General features: G+C 36.7%; 9 protein-coding genes. 7 read left to right on the top strand and 2 right to left on the bottom strand.

Annotated features, from left to right (window positions below; genetic code table 11):
* Nucleotides 1-55 precede the first annotated feature (55 nt).
* Genes H5975_RS02305 through H5975_RS02290 form a run of 4 tightly spaced genes read left to right on the top strand, consistent with a single transcriptional unit; the run spans nt 56 to nt 3,518 of the window.
* Nucleotides 56-1,066: a competence protein CoiA gene (locus H5975_RS02305; RefSeq protein ID WP_204784717.1), complete on the top strand. Its 1,011-nt coding sequence runs from the start codon at nt 56-58 to the stop codon at nt 1,064-1,066.
* A 56-nt stretch (nt 1,067-1,122) separates the two neighbouring features.
* Nucleotides 1,123-1,806: a GTP pyrophosphokinase gene (locus H5975_RS02300; RefSeq protein ID WP_204784716.1), complete on the top strand. Its 684-nt coding sequence runs from the start codon at nt 1,123-1,125 to the stop codon at nt 1,804-1,806.
* Nucleotides 1,807-1,817: 11 nt separating this feature from the next.
* Nucleotides 1,818-2,624, top strand: a complete 807-nt coding sequence (locus H5975_RS02295; protein WP_178659882.1) for an NAD kinase — start codon at nt 1,818-1,820, stop codon at nt 2,622-2,624.
* Nucleotides 2,625-3,518 (top strand): RluA family pseudouridine synthase, encoded by an 894-nt coding sequence (locus H5975_RS02290; RefSeq protein WP_204784715.1) that lies wholly within the window; start codon nt 2,625-2,627, stop codon nt 3,516-3,518.
* 74 nt (nt 3,519-3,592) lie between these two features.
* Here the strand turns inward: H5975_RS02290 and H5975_RS02285 are convergent, their stop codons facing one another.
* Complete coding sequence (locus H5975_RS02285) at nt 3,593-4,621, bottom strand: lactonase family protein (protein WP_204784714.1); 1,029 nt, start codon at nt 4,619-4,621, stop codon at nt 3,593-3,595.
* Between the two features lie 101 nt (nt 4,622-4,722).
* Here H5975_RS02285 and H5975_RS02280 point away from each other — a divergent pair, with 101 nt between their 5' ends.
* From H5975_RS02280 to H5975_RS02270, 3 genes are all read left to right on the top strand, one after another.
* Nucleotides 4,723-5,577, top strand: a complete 855-nt coding sequence (locus H5975_RS02280; RefSeq protein WP_204784713.1) for a methyltransferase domain-containing protein — start codon at nt 4,723-4,725, stop codon at nt 5,575-5,577.
* 171 nt (nt 5,578-5,748) lie between these two features.
* Complete coding sequence (locus tag H5975_RS02275) at nt 5,749-6,258, top strand: tRNA (cytidine(34)-2'-O)-methyltransferase (protein ID WP_204784712.1); 510 nt, start codon at nt 5,749-5,751, stop codon at nt 6,256-6,258.
* A gap of 12 nt (nt 6,259-6,270) precedes the next feature.
* On the top strand, nt 6,271-8,589 hold the full coding sequence (locus tag H5975_RS02270) for an FtsK/SpoIIIE family DNA translocase (protein WP_204784711.1): 2,319 nt from the start codon (nt 6,271-6,273) through the stop codon (nt 8,587-8,589).
* Nucleotides 8,590-8,700: 111 nt separating this feature from the next.
* On the opposite strand, the gene H5975_RS02265 is transcribed toward H5975_RS02270, so the two are convergent.
* Nucleotides 8,701-8,814: a DUF4044 domain-containing protein gene (locus H5975_RS02265; protein WP_178659894.1), complete on the bottom strand. Its 114-nt coding sequence runs from the start codon at nt 8,812-8,814 to the stop codon at nt 8,701-8,703.
* Nucleotides 8,815-8,905 lie beyond the last annotated feature (91 nt).

Below are 8,905 nucleotides of genomic sequence, written 5' to 3'. Positions count from 1 at the left end.
CTTTAAGCAATAATGATTATTTTTACGTTATTTCATACTGAATGGAGGAATCAGTATGAAAGTAGCTATTGATCAAAATGGTAATTTAGCCTACATTAACCAGGCTGCAACAAACCAGTCATTTTTTTGTCCAGAATGTCAACAGCCATTAATTGTAAAAACTAGTAAAAAGGGCCGGAAATATTTTGCACACTATAGCCGTAAAGTTAATCATCAAGGGGAAACAAGTGAACATTTAACTGGTAAATCTCAAATCTACGAATGGGCAAAACAAAGGGGCTGGCATCCCCAATTAGAAGTCAGTTTGCCGCTGATAGATCAACGAGCTGATATTTTATGTCAGATTGGCACAAAGGTTGTGGCTATTGAATTTCAGTGTAGTCCCTTGAGTGCAGAGGCAATTACAGCTAGGAATCAAGGCTACCGGTTAAGCAACATTCAATGTTATTGGTTTTTAGGACAACGTTATTTGAAGCATCTGCATACAAATAAAATCGCCCAATTTACACATTGGCACCAAAATCAACCGGTACTATATTTTTGGAATATCAATAGTGGTAATCTCAACATTAAACAAATTAATTATTATAATTACAGTAGGCATCGAGAAAAGACTGAAATCAATCTGCTAAATCGTTATTGTAAAAATAACGCAAATAGGCGTCAATTAGCCAATCTGGCATATCAACATGGCCATATCCTTTGTTGCTGCCCACTTTTTGTTCATGATATTAATGTTCGATTACCCCTATTAGAAGAGGAAATTGTTGAATGGCGAATCAGTTCACTTCTTGCATTAGAAACATATACTGTTCATTCGTGGTTTAGTCTTCAGCAGTGGCGACAGTTCTTGATTATGTTGGGGCACTGGAATCCGTTCCCATGCATTTCAAAAGATAATTTTCAACAAATGCAAAATAATCTTATTCAAGAGTGGACTATGATTCTCAAAAAACAAGGGATTATTGAAATTCACAATAACAGATGTGTGATTAAAAGGAGGGCACTTTGGTTTGATACGGTTGAACAAAAATTGGCAATTTTGAATAAGCGATTAGTAAAATGAGCAGAGTTGATAAACCTATGATAAAATGATGTGGTATCAACTGAGGAGGGAAAGTAATGGTTGAGGATTGGCAACATTTCTTATTACCATATCAGCAAGCTGTAAATGAATTAAAAGTAAAACTCCGTGGAATGCGAAAACAGTACCAAGATCAGGCTCAGCATTCACCAATTGAATTCGTTACCGGACGAGTAAAGCCAGTTGACAGTATTAAAGAAAAGATGGTACGGAGACATGTTTCTGAAGATCGACTGGAACAGGATATGCAAGATATTGCAGGTGTACGAATCATGTGCCAGTTCGTAGAAGATATTTACGAAGTGGTCGATTTACTAAGAGAACGTAGTGATATGAATATCTTAGAAGAGCGGGATTATATTTCTAATGTAAAACCAAGTGGTTATCGCTCTTACCATATTGTAATTGAGTATCCAGTTCAATTAATTACGGGAGAAAAGAAGATATTAGCTGAGATCCAAATTAGAACCCTTGCAATGAACTTTTGGGCGACTATTGAACATTCGCTTAATTACAAATACCAAGGAGCATTTCCAAGTGACCTCTCGGCAAGGTTAAAGAGTGCTGCTGAAGCGGCCTTTAAATTGGATAATGAGATGTCAGAAATTCGTGAAGAAATTCAAGAAGCTCAAAACCTTTTTTCATATAGTAAAAACACAGACTGGTCGAAAAATAACAGTTTAGATGAACATGGTAATGATACTTTGAATGATAATAAATAGACGGTGATTATATGAAGGTAGCTGTATATACGTATTCGTCCCCAGAATCTTTAAGAATCCGCAAATTAATTATGCAAGGATTAACAGAATACAAGATCGAATATGATGAAAACCGTCCCGATATTGTAATTACAATTGGTGGGGATGGTACATTATTATCGGCTTTCAATAAGTACGAATCGCAATTAAGTACAATTCGCTTTATTGGAATCCACACTGGACATCTGGGATTCTATACGGATTGGAGAAATTTTGAGGTTGACGACCTTATTAGGAGTCTGAAAGACGGCGCTGGGCAATCAGTTAGTTACCCATTATTAGATATGACTGCAAAGTTCTCTGATGGGCAAATTTTGCATAAAATAGCTTTGAACGAATCTACTGTAAAGAATGTCACTAAGACAATGGTAGGTGACGTTTATGTAAATCATGAGCTATTTGAAAGGTTTCGCGGAGATGGCTTATGTATTTCGACGCCAACTGGATCAACTGCTTATAATAAAGCAGTTGGTGGGGCAATATTAGATCCTCACATTATCGGTTTTCAATTAGCAGAAATGGCCTCTTTAAATAATCGTGTTTTTCGAACGCTTGGTTCTCCAACAATTTTTGGATCTGATAATATCTTGACCTTACGATTACGAGAAGAATCAAGTATTGTGTTAACCTGTGATCGTCAACAGTGGGTTTTAGATCAAAAGAAGCATCATTTAGTTGAGTTGACATACCAAGTTTCTGACAAAAAAATCCGGTTTGCCAAGTACCGTCACACTAATTTCTGGCAACGTGTTCGTGACTCATTTATTGGTGGTATGTAAATGATTTTTACATGGCAATATCAAGGTAATACTCCTCGTAAATTAAGAAGTGTTTTTAAATCTTTTGGAGTCACTAGCTCATTAATGAAAATTGCAATTTTTCATGGTGGAGCAATGTTTATTGACGGAGCAAGTGCTTGGGCTGTCGATCTTGTTCAACCTGGTCAGCAAGTTAGTTTACTGTTACCGGATGAGCCTGCTAATCCTAATATCACGCTTTGTGATGAACCATTTAAGATTGCTTTTGAAGATGAAGATTTTCTGGTAATCAATAAAGATGCTGGGGTTGCGACGGTACCTGCTCATCATGTAGCGGTTCAGGATAGTTTGGTGAATAGGGTTAAATCATATTACATTCATCAGGGGTATAATAATCAGGTTACTCACGTTGCAACTAGATTGGATAAAAACACTAGTGGCTTAGTGGTCTTTCCCAAACACCGCTTTGCACATGCTGTGTTAGATAAGCAACTCAAGCATCATCAAGTTTATAAGGAATATTTAGCAGTTGTCGGCGGTCGAGCTGTTAACACAAGCCACGGTTACATTTATGCTCCGATTGAGCGCGATCCATCATCTTTTGTTCAACGGAGAGTTAATTGTAATGGTAAGGAGTCAGTAACGGAATATTGGACTCTTTATCGAAGCAATCAAGGTTCAATTGAAAAAATTAATCTTCATACAGGCAGGACCCACCAAATTCGCGTCCATTTTAGTTTTTTGGGTCATCCGTTATTAGGTGACGATATGTATGGTGGAGATTTAAGCTTAATTAACCGCCAAGCGCTTCACTGTCAAACAGTTAGTTTTTATAGTCCATTTAAAAATGAGCAGATTGTTTGCCATGCTGCTTTACCAGATGATATGGAAAATCTAATTAATCATATTAAGTAAAAAAGCCAAGTTGATTTCAGTTTCCAAAAGGAATTACTGAATATCAACTTGGCTTCATTGGTATTTAGACTTAACTACCACTTTTTAACACACACGGGCTCAGGACTGTACACATCTTTCTGTAACATTTCTAGTTTACCAGTTTCGGCATTTCTCTTAAATAGTGTTAAATTATCACTATTCTGGTTAGAGGCAATCAAAAAACTTTCGTCCTTGCTTAATTCAAAGTCTCGAGGGAAATCACCTTCGGTTGAAATTGATTGAACATGGTTAACTGTGTAATCATCTTGAATTTCAAAAACAGCAATTGTGTTTTCACCACGGTTAGAAGTATAAATGAATCTGCCATCTTTAGTGATATGGATTGCAGCTGCTCCATTATGGGCAGTCCAATCTGCAGGGATGGTTTTAACAATTTGTAATTGTTCAAAAGAAGCATTGTTAGCATTATATTTTAAGACAGCAAGCTTGCTGCTTAGTTCACCTAATACATAAACATATTTTCCATTAGGATGAAAGACTAGATGACGAGTGCCAAAGCCAGGCTCAAATTTATATTGACCAGCGGATGTTAATTTTCCATCCTCATCAATGTTATAAATTACTAACAGGTCCATTCCAAGATCACAAACTGCTAAGTGACCATCAGGAGTTAAGTCCGCAAAATGTGGGTGGGGACCATCTACTTGCTCTGGCTTAGGACCCGTTGTTCCTTCATGGCGGATTGAATCAGTCAAAGTTAAATGGCCCGCATCATCAATCCGATAGATATTTACTTCTGCAGTATGGTAATTAGCGCTAAACAACAAATGACGATTAGTATCTAAACCGACATATGCAGGAGGAGCACCAACAGATAATGATTTATCAATTAAAGTTGTTTTACCATTATTGATTTGGTACGACGCGACACCTCCTAATTCACCTTCTTGACGAACGGCAAATATTAAGTTATGGCTTGCAACTTGCAAATAAGCAGGCTTTTGCAAATTAAGAATCAAGTGGTCATTAACCAATTGGTTATTTTCAGTGTCTAAGGTGACAGCATACATCCCTTGACTATCTTTTTTGGTGTAGGTTCCAATTAAAAAATCTTCAGACATTTGAGTGCCTCCTAATTAGTGTACCTATATGATATCAGTTTCATATTGGATCTACCAGTTTTGGTTGTATGATAGAATAATATCAGAAAAAGGTGAGCATAATGAAGAAAATTGAAATAGTTGAACGGTGGTTACACCAAAATATGGGGTTGCTTCGATGCCCGGTCTGTCAATCGTCATTTAAAAACATAGATCAACATCAGCTACAGTGTGTTAATAATCATCGGATTAATATTAATAAACACGGATATGTTTATTTCCTAAATCGTGGTGTCAAAAGTGAATACAATCAGGATATGCTCGAAGCAAGGCGCGCAATACTAAATGCTGGATTATTTAACGGTATTTTAGATCGGATTAATCAATTAATGCCGGATCAGCCGCAGAAAATTTTAGATGTCGGTACTGGAGAGGGGACTCCACTGGCTCGCTTGCAAAAGATTCGGGAATGCAAAGAGGATACCTATATAGGCTTTGATATTTCACGTGCAGGTGTACAGTTAGCAACGCAATTAAATCCAGATTTATTTTTTTGCTTAGCTGACTTACGACAACTACCATTTGCTGATGATTCAATGGACACCATTATTGAATTGTTCTCGCCATCAGATTATCATGAATTTAACCGTGTTCTAAACCCGGGCGGTCAAATCTTTAAGGTGATTCCAGGTGCTAGTTACCTACAGGAAATGCGAAAATTACTCTATCCTGCGGATGATCGTCATCAACATTATGATAATTCTGCGGTGGAACAACTTTTCTTAAAACATTACCAAAATGCTAAAGTTATTAATATTAAATATCTTTTCGAAATTCCAGAAAGTTTGCGTTCATCAATGATCTTAATGTCACCACTTCATTGGGGAAAGAATGTGCGTGAATTAGATTTAAATGAAGTGCAACAATTAAAGTCAGTTACAGTTGACGTAGATTTGTTAGTTGGAAATTTGAAATAATCCTTGTTATGGAAAAAGATTATGATATAATACTTTTTAGAAATCATTTAGCAAGCGACATCGATCTTTTGGGTTCGTTGGTACTTGCTAAGTTGCACTTCATTAAAGCAGCGTTTCGCCGTGCCCACACCGAGACCCTGCTTTTTTTATTTGCAAAAAAGGAGAGAAATTATGACCAACCATATTGTTTTATTTGAGCCGCTCTTTCCAGCTAATACGGGTAATATTGCCCGAACTTGTGCCGGTACTAATACTGTTTTACATTTGATTAAACCGTTAGGATTTTCAACGGATGATAAATATATGAAAAGAGCAGGATTGGATTATTGGGATAAGGTTAAAGTGATTTATCACGATGATTTACCAAGTTTCATGGACTCTGTTGACAATTTAGAACATCTTTATTTAGTTTCTAAATTTGCTACTCGTGATTATACTGATGTTAATTATAATGAAGACGGTGATCATTACTTCTTATTTGGTAAGGAAACTACTGGTCTTCCGGAACCATTTATGCGGCGTTATCCAGAATTAGCAATTCGAATTCCACAAAATGATTCTAATATTCGTGCTTTGAACCTATCTAACAGTGCAGCCATTGTTATTTATGAAGCCTTACGTCAGCAAAGTTTCCCGAACCTTTCAAGAGTTCATAAGTACCCATTTGATAAACTGAAATAAGGAAGGATTACAATGGCGGAAAAAAAAGTTACAAAACGACGCCCGAGAAGAAAAAGTAAACGTGTAACTAAGACTAATAAAAATAATAAATTGGTTGGTAGCCTTTCAGGGATTTTAATAATACTGTTAACATTGACCGGGATGTTTCAGCTGGGAATTATTGGGACATTTATCCTTGGCATTTATAAAATATTGGTTGGCCAAAGTTACTTATTGTTAATGGCAATTGTTATCCTTTATTCCATTGGTCTAACAATTTACAACCAAATGGTTCACTTCCGAAAAAACTGGGTATGGGGAGTACTTGTTTTTTATTTAGGGTTGTTACTCTTGTTGCATGCACAAATGTTTGGTGAATTAAATCAACATAATCACTTTTTGATGATTACATGGAATAATGTTGGCCAAAGTATTGTTAATTCAGATACCACCATGCCGATTGGTGGTGGAATGATTGGGGCACTTTTGTACGCCGGAGCTGAATTATTGGTAGGGCAAGTGGGAGCCATGGTACTATCATGGATTTTAATGCTTGCTGGTATTACTATTTTCTTTAAAATCCCTTGGCATAGCATTTTATTATCTGCTCAACGCGGCCTGTCCATCCTGGCAACAAAAATTAAGAATCGTCAAAAAGCAGTTCATAGTAAACGAAATATAGGTGATGTATCAGTAACTTTTGACAAGAAGCCTGCCATTAAAAATAATGTTAATGAAACGTTTAATGGCGATGAAAACAAGCCTTCTCAGCAAGTCGAACCTAAAATTACTGTAGCTACTCAGCCTACAGTTTCCGAGTCTGCAGTAAAACAAGCTCAACCTAATAAACCATCAAATACTGATAAGAATAAAGATGAATCAGCACAGCCAATTGGGGACTTTGCTGATACTGATATCGCAGATGATAAAAATTATCAATTGCCACCAACATCATTGTTAACCAAGGTTAATGCTACCGATCAAAGTGAAGACTTAAATTCGATTAAAGAAAATACCGATAAATTGCAATCTACTTTGAAATCTTTTGGAGTAGATGCGACGATTGAGAATGTTAACCTGGGTCCTTCTGTTACTAAATACGAATTACGACCGGCTGTAGGAGTGAAAGTTAGTCGGATTACGCATTTAGCTGATGATCTGGCATTAGCACTGGCAGCTAAAGATATTAGAATTGAAGCACCTATTCCTGGAAAGTCACTGATTGGTATCGAAGTTCCAAATAAAAAAGTGGCAACTGTTGGCTTCAGAAATATGGTTGAATCAGCTCCTAAGCATCTTGACAAGCCATTGGAAGTGCCACTTGGTAGAACAGTTACTGGGGATATCATGACGGCCGATCTCACAAAGATGCCGCATTTGTTAATTGCTGGGGCGACTGGTAGTGGTAAATCCGTTGCTATAAACGTCATTATTACAAGCATTTTGCTTAAGGCTAAACCACATCAAGTGAAGTTTTTAATGATTGATCCAAAAAAAGTTGAGTTAAGTGTTTACAATGGGATTCCGCATTTACTTTCGCCAGTAGTTTCTGACCCTAAAAAAGCTGCCCGTTCGTTGGCCAAAGTTGTGGCAGAAATGGAACGTCGTTATGAATTATTTGCTAGTTTTGGCATTCGTAATATCAATGGGTATAATGAACAGCTAAAAGAGCATCATGGGTCCGATGACAATCATCCATATTTACCGCTGATTTTGGTAGTAGTAGATGAATTAGCGGATTTGATGATGACTGTTTCTAAGGAAGTAGAAGATTCGATCGTCAGAATTGCCCAAATGGGACGTGCTGCAGGAATTCATATGATTTTGGCAACACAACGGCCATCAGTAGATGTTATTACTGGATTGATTAAGGCAAACGTTCCGTCCCGAATTGCATTTGCAGTTTCAAGCGGGGTAGATTCAAGAACCATTATTGATACTAATGGTGCTGAAAAACTCTTGGGTCGGGGTGATATGCTGTTTGAACCAATTGACCAAAATAAGCCGACACGTGTTCAAGGAGCTTTTATTTCTGATAGAGATGTTGAAAACGTTGTTAAATTTATTAAAGACGAACAACCAGCAAACTATGATGAAAAAATGATGATTTCGGACGAAGAAATCAAACAGGAAGAGGATAATGAAGAACAAGACGAGTTGTTCCCAGAAGCGTTAGAGTTTGTGATTGATCAGCAAAAAGCTTCAACATCCTTAATTCAAAGACGGTTTCGAATTGGTTATAATCGAGCTGCACGTATTATTGATGATATGGAGCAGCGCGGTTATATAGGGCCTGCAAATGGGTCTAAGCCACGAGAGGTGTATAAGCAAAAGGATGATAGTTCCAATTAGTTAGCGGGTCGATTATTACTTTTTAATAAGTGAGAAAAAACAAGCTTCAGGTGTTAATAAAAATATCGAACACCTGAAGCTTATTTTTATTGTTTAACTATGGAAAGCTTATTACATAAATGAAGCAATTGCACCTAAAATAAGTGAGCCTAACATTGCAATGAGCATTAGCCAAACAGCTACCATAGTAATTTTTTGAAAAGTAGATTTATTTTTCTTTTGCATTGTACTCATTCTCCATATATTTATTAGGTTACAGTTTAATCAATCTACAACAGAAATTCAAATAATCATTAATAAATATGTTAAAATTGGT

The organism is Limosilactobacillus coleohominis (genome assembly GCF_016901675.1).
Classification (GTDB): Bacteria; Bacillota; Bacilli; order Lactobacillales; family Lactobacillaceae; genus Limosilactobacillus; species Limosilactobacillus intestinavium.
This window is presented reverse-complemented; position numbering and strand designations above follow the sequence as displayed.

Excerpts from the sequence above, each read along its gene's own strand:
- H5975_RS02305 (WP_204784717.1), top strand. The coding sequence starts at position 56 with ATGAAAGTAGCTATTGATCAAAATGGTAATTTAGCCTACATTAACCAG.
- H5975_RS02300 (WP_204784716.1), top strand. The coding sequence starts at position 1,123 with ATGGTTGAGGATTGGCAACATTTCTTATTACCATATCAGCAAGCTGTA.
- H5975_RS02295 (WP_178659882.1), top strand. The coding sequence starts at position 1,818 with ATGAAGGTAGCTGTATATACGTATTCGTCCCCAGAATCTTTAAGAATC.
- H5975_RS02290 (WP_204784715.1), top strand. The coding sequence starts at position 2,625 with ATGATTTTTACATGGCAATATCAAGGTAATACTCCTCGTAAATTAAGA.
- H5975_RS02285 (WP_204784714.1), bottom strand. The coding sequence starts at position 4,621 with ATGTCTGAAGATTTTTTAATTGGAACCTACACCAAAAAAGATAGTCAA.
- H5975_RS02280 (WP_204784713.1), top strand. The coding sequence starts at position 4,723 with ATGAAGAAAATTGAAATAGTTGAACGGTGGTTACACCAAAATATGGGG.
- H5975_RS02275 (WP_204784712.1), top strand. The coding sequence starts at position 5,749 with ATGACCAACCATATTGTTTTATTTGAGCCGCTCTTTCCAGCTAATACG.
- H5975_RS02270 (WP_204784711.1), top strand. The coding sequence starts at position 6,271 with ATGGCGGAAAAAAAAGTTACAAAACGACGCCCGAGAAGAAAAAGTAAA.
- H5975_RS02265 (WP_178659894.1), bottom strand. The coding sequence starts at position 8,814 with ATGCAAAAGAAAAATAAATCTACTTTTCAAAAAATTACTATGGTAGCT.